The sequence below is a fragment of the Hydrogenophaga sp. SL48 genome, assembly GCF_021729865.1.
Classification (GTDB): Bacteria; Pseudomonadota; Gammaproteobacteria; order Burkholderiales; family Burkholderiaceae_C; genus Hydrogenophaga.
Genome location: NZ_CP063400.1, coordinates 830,447 through 847,770 on the forward strand (window position 1 = coordinate 830,447; position 17,324 = coordinate 847,770).

Consider the following 17,324-nt stretch of genomic DNA (forward strand, 5'->3'; position numbering starts at 1 on the left):
AGTGTGCCGCCGCCGCGACTCAGCGGCTCAGCCACCAGATCACGCCGATGGTCACCGCGCCGGCCACCCACACCCAGGCGGGCACGCCGCCGCCGCTGGCGGCAGGAGCTGCCACCGGCGTGGCCACATCGCCAGCCGCTGCGGCGGCGGCCGCCGCGTCCCGCGCCGCATAGGCCTCGGGGTGGGCCTTCTGCATGGCTTCGTCGAAGCGTTTGAAGAAATCTTCCGACATGGCCTTGGCCGTGCCGTCGATCAGGCGCTGGCCCAGCTGCGCGATCTTGCCGCCCACGGTGGCGTGCACCGTGTAGTCCAGTTCGCAGCCGCTGCCGTTGGGGCTGAGCTTCACTTCGGCCGCGCCCTTGCCGAAGCCCGCGACGCCGCCCTGGCCCTCGAAATTGATCTTGTACGACGCGGGCGCCACGATGTCGCTGAGCAGGATCTTGCCGGCGAACTTGGCCGACACCGGCCCGATCTTGAGTGCCATGCCCACGGCGTACTGGTTCTCGCCGGTGGCCTCCACCTTGTCGCATCCCGGTATGCAGGCCTTGAGCACCTCGGGGTCGTTGAGCGCGTCCCAGGCCTGTTGCTGGGTGATGGCGAGGGATCGGTTGCCTTGCATGTCCATGGTGTGTTCCTTCTTTGTTTTGGTTGGATCGGGTCAGCGTTTGAGCAAAGCCGCCAGGCTGGCGGCCAGGTCGTCGAGCTTGCTGAGGTTGTGCACCGCCAGCATGCCGTGGGCGTGGCTGTGCAGTTCGGCGGCGCCGCGTGCCAGCGGTGCGTAGCCGTCAAAGCGCAGCAGCGGGTTGAGCCAGAGCAGGCGGCGACACCGCCGGCGCAGCCAGCCCAGCGCTTCGCCGAGTTCCTTCGGTTCGCCGGTGTCCAGCCCGTCGGTGACGATCAGCACCAGGGTGCGGCGGCCGACCAGGCGGCGCGCGTGTTCGTGGCGCAGGGTGTGCAGCGCTTCGCCCAGCTGGGTGCCACCCGCGAAGTCCTCGATGGCGGCGCTGGCGTGCGCCAGCATCTCGTCGGTGTCGGCGAGGCGGAAGGCGGGCGTGAGGTCGGTGAGCCGGGTGCCGAAGGCGAACACGTCGCGGCGACGGTGCTGGCGCGTGGCCGCGTGCAGAAAGGCCAGCAGCAGCCGCGTGTAGCGTTCCATGGAGCCCGACACATCCACCAGCACCAGCAGCGGCAGCGGCTGCTCGCGCCGCTCCAGGCGCGGCAGGTCCATCATCTCGCCGCCGTTGCGCACGGCACGCTGCATCAGGCCCGGCCAGTGCAGTTGCGCGCCGTGTGCGCCCGGCCGCGTGCGGCGCGAGGCGAAGCTGGGCAGTGGCAGCCGGATGTCGCGCGCGAGCCTTTCAACCAGCCGGTACTCGGTGCCCGAGAGCGCGTTGAAGTCGGCGTGTTTCAGGCGCTGCAGGTCGCTCGCGGTCATGGCCGCGTCGAACTCGACCTTCTGGTCTTCCTGTTTGGGCTTGGCCTGGTGGCCGAAGGTCTTTTGTGGCGACAGCGCCTCGCGCACGCGCGGACGCCGCTGGCTGGGCTCGGCCTTGCCCTCGGCGCTGGGCAGCAGTTGCGAGAGCAGCTTCTGCGCGATCTCGGGGTTGCGGAAATACACGTCGAACAGCTCGCGGAACACCATTCGGTCCTGCTCGCGGCTGACCATCACCGCCTCCATCGCCGCGCTCACGTCCTGCTTGCGGTCCAGCCCCACGGCCAGCGCCGCGTCGGCGGCCAGCGCGATGCGCGAGCTGTCCACCCGCACACCGGCGCGGCGCAGGGCGCGACCGAAGCCGGTGATGTTGTCGGCCAGTTTGCCGCTGCGGGCGTCACCCAGTTGCATCGCGTGGTCTCGATGGATTCGCGGCGTTCAGGCTTCGACGGGCTTGAGCAACTCCACCGCCATGTCGCGCGTGAGCGCGGCCACGTCTTCGCGCTGTTTGAACAGGATGCCCGCCGTGTCCGACAGCACCTCGGGGTCGATGGCCAGCGTGTCCAGCGCGACCAGGGCCTTGGCCCACTCCACGCTCTCGGCGATGCCGGGCGCGCGCTGGAAGGCGTTGGCAAAGGGCTGGCTGCGCAGCCGGCCCACCACCTCGGCGACCTGGGCAGAGAGTTCGGCCGAGGCCTGCGGCACCTGGGCGCGCACGATGTCCAGCTCGCGCTCGCGCTCGGGGTAGTCGAGCCAGTGGTAGAGGCAGCGGCGCTTGACCGCGTCGTTCAGCTCGCGGGTGCGGTTGCTGGTGAGGATGGTGACTGGCGCAATCAGCGCGCGCACCGTGCCCAGCTCGGGGATGCTGACCTGGTACTCGCCCAGGTACTCCAGCAGAAAGGCCTCGAACGGCTCATCGGCGCGGTCCACCTCGTCGATCAGCAGCAGCGCGCCCGGCGCTGGCGCCTGCAGCGCCTGCAGCAGCGGGCGGCGGATCAGGTAGCGCTCCTGGTAGACCTCGCGTTCGATGTCGATCTCTCGTGCCTGACCGCCACCGCCGGGCCGCCCCAAGGTGGCGGGCGCCCCCTCGGGGGGCAGAGAGGACACGTCAGTGCCGAACGTGGGGGCCCTCAGTTCTACCGCGCGCATGTGGAGCAGCTGAGCCGCGTAGTTCCATTCGTACAGCGCCTCGCGCTGCTCCAGCCCGTCGTAACACTGCAGGCGCAGCAGCTCGCGCTGCAACACCTTGGCCAGCGCCTTGGCCAGCTCGGTCTTGCCCACGCCGGGCTCGCCTTCCAGCAGCAGCGGGCGCTGCAGCTTGAGCGCGAGAAACACCGCCGTGGCCAGGCGCCGGTCGGCGTGGTAGCCGGCGGTCTGCAGCGCCTGGATGAGCGCGTCGATGGAGCTGAAAGCGGTCATGAAAAGAAGGGCTGGTGGAGTCACGGGAAAAAGGCCCCGGGTCTGGCAGCGCGGGGCCTGTTGCGACGGGCCGCCGGGGCTTCAGCTCAACTGGGTGACCGCCCTTTGTGTGAGCACACTGATGAGGTTGGCGCGGTAGTTCGCGGTGGCGTGCAGGTCGGCGTTCAGGTCGCTCGAATCCACCTTCACGGCCGCAGCGGCCTGCGGCGTGAAGCTCTTGTTGAGCGCGTCCTCCAGCCCCGTGTGGCGGAACACGCCGCCGCTGCCCGCGCCGGTCACAGCCACGCGCACGCCGCCGTCGGTCACGGCCAGGTACACGCCGGTCATGGCGAAGCGCGAAGCCGGCTGGTTGAACTTCATGTAGACCGACTTCTTCGGGATCGGGAAGCTGATCGCCGTGATCAGCTCACCCTCGTTCAAGGCGGTGGTGAACATGCCCTGGAAGAAGTCGTCGGCGGCGATCTGGCGCTGCGTGGTGTGCACCGTGGCGCCCAGGCCGAGCACCGCGCTGGGGTAGCAGGCGGCGGGGTCGTTGTTGGCGACCGAGCCGCCCAGCGTGCCCATGGCGCGCACCTGTTTGTCGCCAATGTGGGCGGCCAGATCGGCCAGGCCGGGAATCGTGGCCTTGACCTCCGCGCTGTTGGCGACGTCGATGTGGCGCGTCATCGCGCCGATCACCAGGGCGTTGCCCTCGCGCTGGATGCCCGCGAGTTCCTTGATGCCGCCCAGGTCCACCAGCGAGCCGGGTTCGGACAGGCGCAGCTTCATCGAAGCGAGCAGGGTCTGGCCGCCGGCCAGGGGCTTGGCGCCGCCGGCGGCGGCCTTGCTGGCGTCGGCCAGGGTCGAGGGTTTGTCGAATGTGAACGCGTACATGTTGAGTCACTCCTTTGAGGAAAAGTGGCCGCCCAGGGGCACCGCCGGACCGGCTTTGCCGGACGGCTGGTGCCGCCCCCTGGAGGGGGTGACGCCGGAGGCGGCGCAGGGGTGGATCATTTTTTTGCAGATTGAACCGCTTCCCACACGCGACCGGGCGAGGCAGGCATGTCGAACTCCGTGACGCCCAGCGGCTTCAAGGCGTCGAGCACGGCATTGATCACCGCCGGCGGCGAGCCGATGGCGCCGGCTTCACCGCAGCCCTTGGTGCCCAGCGGGTTGTGGGTGCAGGGCGTGCAGATGGTGCCGATCTTGAACTCGGGGAAATCGTCGGCGCGCGGCATGGCGTAGTCCATGAACGAGCCGGTGAGCAGCTGGCCGGTTTCCTTGTCGTAGACGCAGTTCTCCAGCAGCGCCTGGCCAATGCCCTGCACGATGCCGCCGTGCACCTGGCCTTCGACGATCATGGGGTTGATGATGGTCCCGAAGTCGTCCACCGCGCTGAACTTGTCCACGCGCGTGAAGCCGGTGGCCGGGTCCACCTCCACCTCGCAGATGTAGGTGCCCGCGGGGAAGGTGAAGTTGGTCGGGTCGTAGAACGCGGTTTCGTTCAGGCCCGGTTCCAGCTTGTCCAGCGGGTAGTTGTGCGGCACGTAGGCGGTGAGCGCGACCTGACCGAAGGTGACCTTCTTGTCGGTGCCTTTCACCGTGAACTCGCCGTTGGCGAACTCCACGTCGGCGTCGCTGGCTTCCATCAGGTGCGCCGCGATCTTCTTGGCCTTGGTCTCGATCTTGTCGAGCGCTTTCATGATGGCCGCGCCGCCGACCGAAATGGAGCGCGAGCCGTAGGTGCCCATGCCGAAGGGCACGCGGCCGGTGTCGCCGTGCACCACGTCGACCGCGTCCACCGACAGCCCCAAGCGCGCCGCGACGACCTGCGCGAAGGTGGTCTCGTGGCCCTGGCCGTGGCTGTGCGAGCCGGTGAAGATGGTCACGCTGCCGGTGGGGTGCACGCGCACCTCGCCGCACTCGAACAGGCCGGCGCGCGCCCCGAGCGCGCCCGCGATGTTCGAGGGCGCGATGCCGCAGGCTTCGATGTAGCTGCTGTAGCCGATGCCGCGCAGCAGGCCCTTGGCGGCGCTGGCCGCCTTGCGCTGCTCGAAGCCGGCCACGTCGGCCAGATCCTGCGCCTTGTTCATGCAGCCCAGGTAGTCGCCCACGTCGTACTGCAGGGCCACGGGCGTCTGGTAGGGCCAGCTGTCGATGAAGTTGCGCTTGCGGATCTCGTCCTGCCCGATGCCCAGTTCCCAGCCGCAGCGGCTCACCAGGCGCTCCAGCAGGTAGGTCGCTTCGGGGCGGCCGGCGCCGCGGTAGGCGTCCACCGGCGCGGTGTTGGTGAACCAGGCGTCCACCTCCACGTACACCTGTGGCGTCTTGTACTGGCCCGCCAGCAGCGTGGCGTACAGGATGGTCGGCACGGCCGAGGCGAAGGTGGACAGGTACGCGCCCATGTTGGCGTCGGTGTGCACGCGCATCGCCAGGAACTTGCCGTTGGCGTCCATCGCCATCTCGGCGTGGCTGATGTGGTCGCGGCCGTGCGCGTCGGTCAGGAAAGACTCGCTGCGTTCGCAGGTCCACTTGATGTTGCGGTTGATCTGCTTGGCCGCCCAGGTGAGTGCCACGTCTTCGGCGTAGAGAAAGATCTTGGAACCGAAGCCGCCGCCCACGTCGGGCGCGATCACGCGCACCTTGTGCTCGGGCAGCCCGAGCACGAACGCCGTCATCAGCAGGCGCTCGACGTGCGGGTTCTGGTTCGACACGTAGAGCGTGTATTCCTCGGTCGCCCGGTTGTACATGCCGATGGCCGCGCGCGGCTCCATGGCGTTGGGCACGAGGCGGTTGTTGATCAGGTCCAGTTTGGTGACGTGCGCGGCGCCGGCAAAGGCCGCGTCCACCGCGCCCTTGTCGCCGATGGCCCACTTGTAGCAGTGGTTGTCGGGCGCGGCCTCGTGCAGGGCCGGGCCCTGGGCGGCGGTGCGCATGTCCACGACGGCGTCGAGCACGTCGTAGTCCACGTCCACCGCCTCGGCGGCGTTCTTGGCCTGCTCCAGCGTCTCGGCGATCACCATCGCCACCTGGTCACCCACGTACCGCGCCTTGCCGATGGCCAGGATCGGGTGGGGCGGCTCCTTCATGGGCGTGCCGTCGGTGCTGGTGATCAGCCAGCCGCAGGGCAGGCCGCCCATCTTGCCGTCGATGTCCTTGCCCGTGAAGATCTCGACCACGCCGGGCATGGCCTTGGCGCGGGTCAGGTCGATGCTTTTGATGTTGGCGTGCGCGTGCGGGCTGCGCACGAACACCGCGCAGGTCTGGTTGGCCTGCGTGATGTCGTCGGTGTAGTTGCCCGCGCCCGTGAGGAAGCGGTAGTCCTCCTTGCGGCGGACGGCCTCGCCGATGTGCGGCAGCTTGGCGAAATCGGATGCACCCATGTCTGTTTCTCCTCAGGACGAAGCCATGTCGGCCTGGCCCTTGACCACGGCCTTGACGATGTTCTGGTAACCGGTGCAGCGGCACAGGTTGCCTTCGAGCAGCTCGCGGATTTCGCTTGAGCTGGCCTTGGGGTGGTGCGTGCAGAGGTCCACCGCGCTCATCACCATGCCCGGGGTGCAGTAGCCGCACTGCAGGCCGTGGCACTCCTTGAAGGCCGCCTGCATCGGGTGCATGGTGCCGTCGGGCTGGGCCAGGCCTTCGATGGTGGTGATCTCCGAGCCGCTGACCTGCACGGCCAGCACGTTGCACGACTTGATGGCCCGGCCGTCCCGGATGACGGTGCAGGCGCCGCACTGGGCGGTGTCGCATCCGACGTGGGTGCCGGTGAGCTTGAGGTGCTCGCGCAGCACCTGAACCAGCAATGTGTGGGGGGCGACGTCCACCGAGGTGGGCTTGCCATTGACCTTGAGCTGAACCTGCATCTGTGTCTCCTGTTGGTGGGGTCCCCAAACAGTGAAACATGGCTCAAAAAGAGCGAATTGCGTGTTAACCCTCAGATCGAAATGGCGCGCTGAAACATTCTCAATTTGCGACAGCTCTTGATGGCATTGAGGTGGCGAATAAATGTTGATTTCAAAGCATTTATTCAATCTTCTATTGCATTCATATGCATATGAAGCAGTTGCCATACCAGAGGTATTTCTCCGGCCTTCCGGACGCCGTTTGATTGAAGGAAATACCACGCAATTCAAAGGCGAGTACCGTCTGCCAAGAGCCTGTCTCAAACTGAGATTTTGTGGCCTCCCAACGGTGGTTTGAGGGTTATCCCTGAGCTATGGGCCTACCTTCAGGTCAACAATCGTATGAACACATGGGCATACCTCCAGAGACCGTGTGTGACCCACAACCGGAGACCCACGAATGCAAAAAATCCTCCACATCAACCCGGACAAGTGCACCGGCTGTCTGCAGTGCGAAATGGCCTGCTCGTTCGAGAACTACGGCACTTACGCCACGTCGAAGTCGCGCATCAAGGTCTTCGACTTCCACCACACCGGCAAGAAGGTGCCCTACACCTGCACGCAGTGCGACGAGGCCTGGTGCCTGCACGCCTGCCCGGTCGAAGCGATCACGGTCGACAAGGTCACCGGCGCCAAGGTGGTGAACGAGACGACGTGCGTGGGCTGCAAGGTGTGCACGATCGCCTGCCCCTTCGGCACCATCAACTACGTGCAGGAAACCGGCAAGGTCCAGAAGTGCGACCTCTGCGGTGGCGAGCCGGCCTGCGCCGACGCCTGCCCGACCGCAGCGATCACCTTTGTGGATGCCAACTGGACCGGCATCGACAAGATGAAGCAGTGGGCCGACAAGCTGGGCAACCAGCCGTCCGCCGCCTGATCCCCCAACCCATTCAAGGAGCTTCAACATGTCTTGGGCTGGAAAAATCCTCCGCGTCAATCTGACCGCGGGCACCGTCAAATCCGAACCGCTGAACATGGAGTGGGCGCGCGCCTACCTCGGTTCGCGCGGCCTCGGCAGCAAGTACCTGATCAGCGAGATCGATCCGAAAGTCGACCCGCTGTCGCCGGAGAACAAGATCATCTGGGCCACCGGCCCGCTGACCGGCACCATGGCCTCCACCGGCGGCCGCTACACCGTGATCACCAAAGGCCCGCTGACCGGCGCCATCGCCTGCTCCAACTCGGGTGGCTACTGGGGTGCCGAACTCAAGATGGCCGGCTGGGACATGGTCATTTTTGAAGGCAAGTCGGCCACGCCGGTCTACCTCTACATCAACGACGACGTGGCCGAGCTGCGCGACGCTTCGCACCTCTGGGGCCAGAGCGTGTGGAAGACCGAAGAAATGCTCAAGACCGGCCTGCAAGACCCGCTGGTGCGCGTGTCGAGCATCGGCAAGTCGGGAGAAAACGGCGTGTTGTACGCGGCCGTGGTCAATGACCTGCACCGCGCCGCCGGCCGCTCGGGCGTGGGCGCCGTGATGGGCAGCAAGAACCTTAAGGCGATTGCCGTGCGTGGCACCAAGGGCGTGGGCAACATCCGCGACCCCAAGGCCTTCATGCAGGTCACCAAAGAGAAGAAGAAGATCCTGGCCGACAACGCGGTCACGGGCCAGGGCCTGCCGGCCTACGGCACCCAGGTGCTGATGAACGTGATCAACGAGATGGGCGCGCTGCCCACGCGCAACCACCGCGACGTGCAGTTCGAAGGCGCGAAAGACATCTCGGCCGAAGCCATGGTCACGCCGCGCGCCACCGACGGCAAGAAGCACCTGGTGACCAACCAGGCCTGCTTCGGCTGCACCATCGCCTGCGGTCGCATCAGCAAGATCGACGAGGGCCACTTCACGGTGGCCAACAAGCCGCAGTACTGGGGCGCCAACGGCGGCCTGGAATACGAAGCGGCCTGGGCGCTGGGCGCGGCCAACGGCGTGAACGACCTGGAAGCGCTGCAATATGCCAACCTGCTGTGCAACGAAGAGGGCTTCGACCCGATCAGCTTCGGTGCCACCGTGGGCGCCGTGATGGAGCTGTACGAGATGGGCGTGCTCACCGCCGAGCAACTCGGCATCGACGCCAAGTTCGGCTCGGCGCAGGCGCTGGCCCACTTCGCCGAGATCACCGCCAAGGGCGAAGGCTTCGGCAAAGAGATTGGCCAGGGCTCCAAGCGCCTGACTGAAAAGTACGGTCACCCCGACCTGTCCATGAGCGTGAAAGGCCAGGAATTCCCGGCCTACGACGGCCGCGCCATCCAGGGCATCGGCCTGGCCTACGCCACCTCCAACCGCGGCGCCTGCCACCTGCGCGGTTACACCATCGCTTCCGAAGTGCTGGGCATCCCGGTCAAGACCGACCCGGTCGAGAGCGAAGGCAAGCCGGAACTGGTGAAGGCGTTCCAGGACGCGACCGCCGCGTTCGACTCGTCGGGCCTGTGCGTGTTCACCACCTTCGCCTGGGGTGTGGCCGATCTGGCACCGCAGCTGCAGGCCGCGTGCAACGAAGAATTCACCACCGAAGAGCTGGAGAAGATCGGTGAGCGCATCTGGAACATGGAGCGCGAGTTCAACAACGCCGCCGGCTTCACCGCCAAGGACGACAGCCTGCCCAAGCGCCTGCTCACCGAAGCGGCCAAGACCGGTGCTTCCAAGGGCATGGTCAGCAAGCTGCCCGAGATGCTGCCCAAGTACTACGCGGTGCGTGGCTGGGATCCGGAAGGCCGCCCGACCGCCGAGACCAAGACGCGCCTGAGCCTTTGATTCCGATTGGATAGAGCGGAGAAGCGGTCCCCTGCGGCCGCTTCTTCTTTTTGGAGAACACGTTCATGACCCACCACGTCATCCTCGGCGCCGGCCCGGCCGGTGTCATCGCAGCAGAGACCATTCGCAAGCACGCGCCCAACGACCGCATCACCGTCATCGGCGACGAAAACGAAGCGCCGTATTCGCGCATGGCGATCCCCTACCTGCTGATCGGCAAGGTGGGTGAAGAGGGCACCCACCTGCGCCACACGGCGGGGCATTTCGAGACGCTGAACGTCAAGGTCTTGCGTGGCGTGCGTGCCAAGCTGCTGGACTCGGCCAAGCGCAGCATCGAGCTGAGCGACGGCAACACGCTGCACTTCGACACGCTGCTGATTGCCACCGGATCTTCGCCCGCGACCCCGCCGATTCCCGGCATCAACGGCCCCGGCGTGCACAGCTGCTGGACGCTGGCCGACGCGCGCGCCATCGCCAACCTGGCCAAGCCCGGCGCCAAGGTGCTGCAGATGGGCGCCGGCTTCATCGGCTGCATCATCATGGAATCGCTGCAGCAGCGCGGTGTGGAACTCTCCGTCGTCGAGATGGGCGACCGCATGGTGCCGCGCATGATGGGTCCCACGGCCGGCGGCATGATCAAGGACTGGTGCGAGAAGAAGGGCGTCAAGGTCTACACCGGCGCCAGGGTCGAGGCCATCGAGCGCGGCGATGGTGCCGAGCCCGGCTTGCTGGGCAAGATCGCGCAGGCGGTGGGCATCGGCTCCCCGGCCGTGCCCGACGGCCAGATGCGGGTGCGCCTGTCCACGGGCGAGCGGCTGGAGGCCGATCTGGTCATCAGCGCCACCGGTGTCAAGCCCAACATCGGCTTCCTGGAAAACAGCGGCGTGCGCTGCCTGGTGGGCGTGCTGACCGACGAACACCTGCAGACCAACGTGCCCGGCATCTACGCGGCCGGCGACTGTGCCGAAGCCTTCGACAAGGTCTCGGGCAGAACCATCGTCAGCGCGATCCAGCCCAACGCCGCCGAGCAGGCACGCGTGGCCGCGCTCAACATGGTGGGCCAGAAGGCCGAGCTGATGGGCGTGACCCAGATCAACGTGCTCGACACGCTGGGCCTGATCTCCACCAGCTTCGGCAACTGGGAAGGCCTGCCCGGCGGGCAGCACGTGGAGCTGACCGATGAGAAGGCCGGCCGCCACCTGAGCCTGCAGTTCAAGGACGACCGGCTGGTGGGCTGCAACAGCGTGGGCTGGACCGAGCACGTGGGCGTGATGCGCGGCCTGGTCGAGGGGCAGGTGAAGCTGGGCGAGTGGAAAGACCGGCTCATGGACGACCCGACGAAGCTGATGGACGCTTACCTGTCGGCGGCGCAGGGGCAAGGCCACTGGAGCGGCGCGGCCGACGACCGCCGGCGTGCATGATCTGCGCATGAAGATCACTTTCAAACTCTTCGCCACGCTCACCGACTATCTGCCGCCCGAGGCGCGGCGCAGCAACGTTCTGGAGCTGGACGTGAGCCCGGACGCGCCGATCAGCCAGATCATCGAGCCCTTCGGCCTGCCGCCGAAGCTGGTGCACCTGGTGCTGGTGAACGGCAAGTACATCGAGCCGGACAAGCGCATGAGCACCACGCTGAGCGAGGGCGATGCGCTGGCCATCTGGCCGCCCATCGCGGGCGGGTGACAGTGGAACACCCCCGCCGCGCTGCGCGCGACCCCCTCAAGGGGGCGGCACTGGCCGTCTGGCGGAGCCAGCCCGGCGGTGCCTCTGGGTTGGGTCACTTTCTCCGGTTCGGGTTTTGGTCCGCTTCGCGGTTTCTCTGACATGCAGTCGAGCTATGCGGATCGCTTCGAGCGCGACATGGGCTGTACCGAGACCGAGTGGCTGGGCTGGCTGCCCGCTGCGGTGGGCGACGGTCGTCCGTGGCGCGTGGAGGGCAGCTCGGCGTTGGTTCAGATTCCGCCCGGCTCGCTGCAGTTGCGCTGGCAGGTGATGCCGCCGCGCGTGATCGCGCTCATGCGCATGCCGGTGCTGCGTGTGGGTTTCGTGTTCGAGGGGCTGGACGCGGCGCAGCGGTATGCCTTCATGAAGCGCTTCGATCTCTACATGCAACGCGGCGGCGGTTGAATCGGAATACCCCCCTGACCACCCCATGAACCTCACCTCCCTGCGCTACCTGGTCGCGCTGCACGACCACCGCCATTTCGAACGCGCGGCCCGGGCTTGCCACATCACGCAGCCGGCGCTGTCGAACGCGTTGCGCTCGCTGGAGCGCGAGATGGGCACGCCCATCGTGCGGCGTGGCCGCACCTATTCCGGCCTCACGCCCGAGGGCGAGCAGGTGCTCGCGAGCGCGAGGCGCATGCTGCACGAACATCAGATGCTGCAGCAGTCGCTGGCGAGCCAGGCCGACCAGCCGGTGGGGCGCTTGCGGCTGGGTGTGGTGCCCTCGGCGGTGCCGGTCGCCACACGCTTTTGTGCGCTGCTGCAGGCGCGCCACCCGGGTGTCTCACCGGTGCTGCTGTCGCTGCCGTCGGGCGAGATCGAGGCCGGTCTGAAGGCGATGTCGCTGGATCTGGGCCTGGGTTTTCTGGAGCGCGTGAACCCGCGCACCAGCGGCTTTCAGGTGTTGGCCCAGTACCAGGAGCACCACTACCTCGTGACCCGCGCGTTGCGCGCGGGGCGCGCCAAAGCGCCCGCCGCCAGCCGCATGGGCGAGCCCGTGCCCTGGAGCGAGGCCGCGCAGCAGCCTCTGTGCCTGCTCACGCCCGACATGCACAACCGAAGCGTGGTGGACGCGGCGTTCGCGCGCGCCGGGGCTGTGGCGCGGCCGGTGATGGAAACGAACTCGGTGTTCGCGCTGGCGCTCGCCGTGCGCTCCGGCCCGCTGTCCAGCGTCATGCCCGGCGCGCTGGTGGCCAGCCTGCGCGATCAGCCAGGGCTGGTCTTCCGGCCACTCACCCGACCCGACGTGCAGACGCCCGTGGGCTTTCTGACACGCCGCGACGTCGCGCCCACGCGGGTGCTGGCTGCGGCGCTGGCCTGGGCCCAGGACGCGACCTGGCGTGCCGAGCTGGCCACCCTGAGCGGCACGTTGAGCTGAACTGCCGGCCCGACCGGGTTCATTCAAAACCTGAATGAACCCATGTGCCAAAGCAATTTGACGCGGGGGCCGCCACGCGACACAGTGCGATGATGAGCATCCTCTCTTCGCGCACCATTCCCATCGCCGTTGCGGCATCCTCGAAATCCGACGGCGCCCGCCAAGGCATGAAAGCCCGCGCCCACCTCAAGGGCCGCCAGGCCACCCCCGCCGCCATCGAGGCGGTGCGCGCGTTGATCGGCCCGCCGCCCGCCGATGGCCACCGCCGCGACCTGCTGATCGAACACCTGCACGCCATCAACGACGCCCACCACGGCCTGCCCGAAGCCTTGATCGTCGCGCTCGCGGCCGAGATGCGGTTGCCGGTGGTCGAGGTGTTCGAGGTGGCGAGCTTCTACCACCACTTCGACGTTCTGCGCGATGGCGACACGCCAGCGGCGCTCACCGTGCGCGTGTGTGAGGGACTGAGCTGTGGTCTGGTCGGCGCCAGCGACCTGCTGGCGAAGCTGCCCGCCTTGCTGGGTCCGTCGGTGCGCGTGATGCCCGCGCCTTGCGTGGGTCGCTGCGAGCAGGCGCCGGCGGTGCAGGTCGGGCAACGTGCCGTGCCGAAGGCCACGCCCGAATCGGTGGCGGCTTGCGCAGCGAACCCGGACGCAACGCCTGCCCCTCCACACCCCGATTTCGTGGGCTACGCGGCCTACCGCGCGGCGGGCGGTTACCAGCTGGCGGCGGCGGTCGCGCGCGGCGAGCGAGACCCCGAAGACCTCATCAGGGCCATGGAAGGCTCGGGCCTGCGAGGGCTGGGTGGTGCGGGGTTTCCGGCGGGGCGCAAGTGGCGCATCGTTCGCGGCTTCGCGGGGCCGCGCCTGATGGCCGTGAACATCGACGAGGGCGAACCCGGCACCTTCAAGGACCGCCACCACCTGGAGCGCGACGCACACCGTTTTCTGGAAGGCCTGCTGATCGCCGCCTCGGTGGTCGGCATCGACGCGGTCTACCTCTACCTGCGCGACGAGTACCACGACTGCCGCCGCCTGCTGCAGGCCGAACTGGCCGCGCTGCAGGCCGACCCGCCGTTCCCGCTGCCGCGCATCGAACTGCGCCGCGGCGCGGGCGCCTACATCTGCGGCGAAGAGTCGGCCATGATCGAGAGCATCGAAGGCAAACGCGGCGAGCCGCGCATGCGCCCGCCCTACATCGCCGAGGTGGGCCTGTTTGGCCGGCCCACGCTGGAACACAATTTTGAAACGCTCTACTGGGTGCGCGACATCCTGGAGCGCGGCCCCGGCTGGTTTGCTTCGCAAGGGCGACACGGCCGCCAGGGCCTGCGCAGCTTCAGCGTGAGTGGCCGTGTGCGCGAGCCGGGCGTCAAGCTGGCGCCGGCCGGCATCACGCTGCGTGAGCTGGTCGAGGAGCACTGCGGCGGCATGGCCGAAGGCCACGAGCTGTACGCCTACCTGCCCGGCGGCGCGAGCGGCGGCATCCTGCCCGCGAGCATGGCCGACATCCCGCTCGATTTCGACACCCTGCAACCGCACGGCAGCTTCATCGGCTCGGCCGCTGTGGTCGTTCTCGGCCACCACGACCTCGCACGCGATGCGGCGCTCAACACCATGCGCTTTTTTGAACACGAAAGCTGTGGCCAGTGCACGCCCTGCCGCGTGGGCACGGCCAAGGCGGCGAAGCTGATGGAGGCCAGACACTGGGACGCCGACACGCTGGGTGACCTGTGCGAGGTCATGGCCGACGCCTCGATCTGCGGCCTGGGCCAGGCCGCGCCGAATCCGATCCGCTCGGTGCTCAAGCACTTTGCGCATGAAGTCGGGGGTGCGCAATGAACAAGCCCTTGACCGCCCAGCAGCTCACCCCCGCCACCGTCGCGTTCGAACTCGACGGCCAGCCCGTCGAAGCCTTCGACGGCGAGTCCATCCTGAACGCCGCCGAGCGCCACGGCGTGGTGATTCCGCGCCTGTGCCACAGCGACCCGCTGCGTCCGGACGGCAACTGCCGCGCCTGCGTGGTCGAGGTGGCGGGTGAGCGCGCGCTCGCGCCCAGCTGCTGCCGCAGCGTGACGCCCGGCATGAAAGTGCTGGCGCAGAGCCTGCGCGCGAAGAAGAGCCGCGACATGGTGCTGGAGCTGCTGCTCTCCGACATGCCCGAGCAGGGCCACCAGTGGCTGGACGACGACCCCGCGTTGCCGCACGGCGAGCTGAGCGAGTGGGCGCAGCGCGAGGGCGTGAGCGTGCGCCCCGCGCTCCAGGCCTTGCGCCGCGCGCCCACCGCGCCCGACCTCTCGCACCCCGCGATGGCGGTCAACCTCGACGCCTGCATCCAGTGCAACCGCTGCCAGCGCGCCTGCCGCGAAGAGCAGGTCAACGGCGTGATCGGCATGGCCTTCCGGGGCTCACACGCGCAGGTGGTGTTTGACATGGCCGATCCCATGGGCGCGAGCAGTTGCGTGGCCTGCGGCGAGTGTGTGCAGGCCTGCCCGACGGGCGCGCTCATGCCCAAGGGCCTGGTGGGCTCACAGGCCGTCGACCGCACGGTGGACTCGGTGTGCCCGTTCTGCGGCGTCGGCTGCCAGCTGACCTACAAGGTGCGCGACGACAAGATCGTGGCGGTCGAAGGCCGCGACGGGCCGGCCAACCACGGGCGCCTGTGCGTCAAGGGGCGCTTCGGTTTCGACTACGTGCACCACGCGGGGCGCCTGACGGTGCCACTGATCCGCCGCGAAGGCGTGGCCAAACATGGCGACGCCATTCCGCCGCGCGACGCCGACTGGCGCGACACCTTCCGCGAAGCGAGCTGGGACGAGGCGCTGGCGCTGACCACCGGAAAGCTCAAGGCACTGCGCGACACCCGCGGTCCGAAGAGCCTGGCCGGCTTCGGCTCGGCCAAGGGCACGAACGAAGAGGCCTACCTGTTCCAGAAGCTGGTGCGCACCGGCTTCGGTTCCAACAACGTCGACCACTGCACGCGCCTGTGCCACGCCTCCAGCGTCGCGGCCCTGCTCGAAGGCGTGGGCTCGGGCGCGGTGAGCAACCCGGTCAACGACGTGGCGCACGCCGAGCTGATCCTGGTGATCGGCTCCAACCCGACGGTCAACCACCCGGTGGCCGCGACCTGGATGAAGAACGCCGCTCAGAGCGGCACCCGCATCGTGCTGGCCGACCCGCGCATCACCGACATCGGGCAACACGCCTGGCGCACGCTGCCGTTCCGGCCCGACACCGACGTGGCCCTGCTCAACGCGATGATCCACACCGTGATCGACGAGGGCCTGGTGAACCAGGACTTCGTCGCGCAGCGCACCACCCACTACGAGGAACTGGCGCAGAACGTCGCGCGCTTCAGCCCCGAGGTCATGGCCCCGGTCTGCGGCATCCCGGCGCAGACCATCCGCGAGGTGGCGCGCGCGTTCGCCACCGCCAAGGCCGCGATGATCCTCTGGGGCATGGGCGTGAGCCAGCACGTGCACGGCACCGACAACGCGCGCTGCCTGATCGCGCTGTGCGCCATCACCGGCCAGATCGGCAAGCCCGGCAGCGGGCTGCACCCGCTGCGGGGCCAGAACAACGTGCAAGGCGCGAGCGACGCCGGCCTGATTCCCATGATGTTCCCCAACTACCAGCGGGTCGACAACGCCTCGGCACACGCCTGGTTCGAGGCCTTCTGGGACACGCCGCTGGACCGGCAACCGGGCTACACCGTGGTCGAGCTGATGGACCAGGCGCTGGCCGACGAGACCGACCCGCACAAGCTGCGTGGCCTCTACGTCATGGGTGAGAACCCGGCCATGAGCGACCCGAACCTGAACCACACGCGGCACGCGCTGGCCTCGCTGGAACACCTGGTGGTGCAGGACATCTTCATGACCGAGACCGCCTGGCTGGCCGACGTGATCCTGCCCGCCAGCGCCTGGCCCGAGAAGACCGGCTCCGTGAGCAACACCGACCGCATGGTGCAGCTGGGCCGCCAGGCCATCGACCCGCCGGGCGACGCGCGCGCCGACCTCTGGATCGTCCAGCAGATGGCCGCGGGCCTGGGGCTGCGCTGGAACTACGAGGGCGAGCACCACGGCGTCGCGGCCGTCTATGAAGAGATGCGGCAGGCCATGCACAGCTCGATCGGCGGCATCCGCTGGGAGCGGCTGGAGCGCGAGGGCAGCGTGACCTATCCGTGTCTGAGCGACGACGACCCGGGCCAGCCCATCGTGTTTACCGACCGCTTCCCGACGGCCGACGGCCGGCTGCGCCTGGTGCCGGCGCAGCTGGTGCCCGCCGACGAATCGCCCGATGCGGAGTACCCGATGGTGCTGATCACCGGGCGCCAGCTCGAACACTGGCACACCGGCAGCATGACGCGCCGCGCGACGGTGCTCGACGCGCTGGAGCCGGAGGCCACGGCCAGCGTGAGTGGCGCCGATCTGGCGCGGCTGGGCGTGAAGCCGGGCGACCGCATCACCGTGCGCTCGCGCCGGGGCGAGGTGACGCTGCGCGCGCGGCAGGACGACGGCACCGCCGCCGGCTGCGTGTTCATTCCTTTCGCCTACTCGGAGGCGGCGGCCAACCTGCTGACCAACGCGGCGCTCGACCCGCAGGCCAAGATTCCCGAGTTCAAGTACTGCGCGGTGTCGATCCGGCCCGCGGACGCCTCCAGCCCATGAGCGTGGAGCGCCCACGGTGGCGACCCCGGGCAGGGCGCCGGGGGATTCCCGGCGTATGATGTTTCAT

14 protein-coding genes are annotated in these 17,324 nt (G+C 68.1%); 8 read left to right on the top strand and 6 right to left on the bottom strand.

The window, feature by feature from the left end; genetic code table 11:
- Positions 1-19: 19 nt before the first annotated feature.
- The 6 genes from IM738_RS04005 to IM738_RS04030 all read right to left on the bottom strand — a co-directional run bounded on the left by IM738_RS04005 (position 20) and on the right by IM738_RS04030 (position 6,696).
- A complete protein-coding gene (locus tag IM738_RS04005; RefSeq protein WP_236964609.1) occupies positions 20-625 on the bottom strand; it encodes a CoxG family protein in 606 nt (201 codons plus the stop codon).
- A 33-nt stretch (positions 626-658) separates the two neighbouring features.
- Complete coding sequence (locus IM738_RS04010) at positions 659-1,843, bottom strand: vWA domain-containing protein (RefSeq protein ID WP_236964610.1); 1,185 nt, start codon at positions 1,841-1,843, stop codon at positions 659-661.
- 27 nt (positions 1,844-1,870) lie between these two features.
- The gene (locus IM738_RS04015) at positions 1,871-2,851 is read right to left on the bottom strand and encodes an AAA family ATPase (protein ID WP_236964611.1); all 981 of its coding nucleotides are present in this window, start codon (positions 2,849-2,851) and stop codon (positions 1,871-1,873) included.
- A gap of 81 nt (positions 2,852-2,932) precedes the next feature.
- On the bottom strand, positions 2,933-3,724 hold the full coding sequence (locus IM738_RS04020) for an FAD binding domain-containing protein (RefSeq protein ID WP_236964612.1): 792 nt from the start codon (positions 3,722-3,724) through the stop codon (positions 2,933-2,935).
- 116 nt (positions 3,725-3,840) lie between these two features.
- Positions 3,841-6,213, bottom strand: a complete 2,373-nt coding sequence (locus IM738_RS04025; RefSeq protein ID WP_236964613.1) for a xanthine dehydrogenase family protein molybdopterin-binding subunit — start codon at positions 6,211-6,213, stop codon at positions 3,841-3,843.
- A 12-nt stretch (positions 6,214-6,225) separates the two neighbouring features.
- Complete coding sequence (locus IM738_RS04030; RefSeq protein ID WP_236964614.1) at positions 6,226-6,696, bottom strand: (2Fe-2S)-binding protein; 471 nt, start codon at positions 6,694-6,696, stop codon at positions 6,226-6,228.
- A gap of 439 nt (positions 6,697-7,135) precedes the next feature.
- Between IM738_RS04030 and IM738_RS04035 the strand changes: the two genes are divergently transcribed.
- The 8 genes from IM738_RS04035 (at position 7,136) to fdhF (ending at position 17,257) form a co-directional block, all read left to right on the top strand.
- Complete coding sequence (locus tag IM738_RS04035; protein ID WP_077328101.1) at positions 7,136-7,612, top strand: 4Fe-4S dicluster domain-containing protein; 477 nt, start codon at positions 7,136-7,138, stop codon at positions 7,610-7,612.
- 28 nt (positions 7,613-7,640) lie between these two features.
- The gene (locus IM738_RS04040) at positions 7,641-9,488 is read left to right on the top strand and encodes an aldehyde ferredoxin oxidoreductase family protein (RefSeq protein ID WP_236964615.1); all 1,848 of its coding nucleotides are present in this window, start codon (positions 7,641-7,643) and stop codon (positions 9,486-9,488) included.
- Between the two features lie 65 nt (positions 9,489-9,553).
- A complete protein-coding gene (locus tag IM738_RS04045; RefSeq protein WP_236964616.1) occupies positions 9,554-10,909 on the top strand; it encodes an NAD(P)/FAD-dependent oxidoreductase in 1,356 nt (451 codons plus the stop codon).
- Positions 10,910-10,916: 7 nt separating this feature from the next.
- Complete coding sequence (locus tag IM738_RS04050) at positions 10,917-11,171, top strand: MoaD/ThiS family protein (RefSeq protein ID WP_236964617.1); 255 nt, start codon at positions 10,917-10,919, stop codon at positions 11,169-11,171.
- A 141-nt stretch (positions 11,172-11,312) separates the two neighbouring features.
- Entirely contained in the window at positions 11,313-11,615 is a 303-nt protein-coding gene (locus IM738_RS04055) for a hypothetical protein (RefSeq protein ID WP_236964618.1), read from the top strand.
- A 25-nt stretch (positions 11,616-11,640) separates the two neighbouring features.
- Positions 11,641-12,591: a LysR substrate-binding domain-containing protein gene (locus IM738_RS04060; protein WP_236964619.1), complete on the top strand. Its 951-nt coding sequence runs from the start codon at positions 11,641-11,643 to the stop codon at positions 12,589-12,591.
- A gap of 92 nt (positions 12,592-12,683) precedes the next feature.
- Positions 12,684-14,429 (top strand): NADH-ubiquinone oxidoreductase-F iron-sulfur binding region domain-containing protein, encoded by a 1,746-nt coding sequence (locus tag IM738_RS04065; protein WP_442908485.1) that lies wholly within the window; start codon positions 12,684-12,686, stop codon positions 14,427-14,429.
- A complete protein-coding gene (gene fdhF, locus IM738_RS04070; RefSeq protein ID WP_236964620.1) occupies positions 14,426-17,257 on the top strand; it encodes a formate dehydrogenase subunit alpha in 2,832 nt (943 codons plus the stop codon). Before IM738_RS04065 ends, fdhF begins: the two co-directional genes overlap by 4 nt.
- The last annotated feature ends 67 nt before the right edge of the window (positions 17,258-17,324 follow it).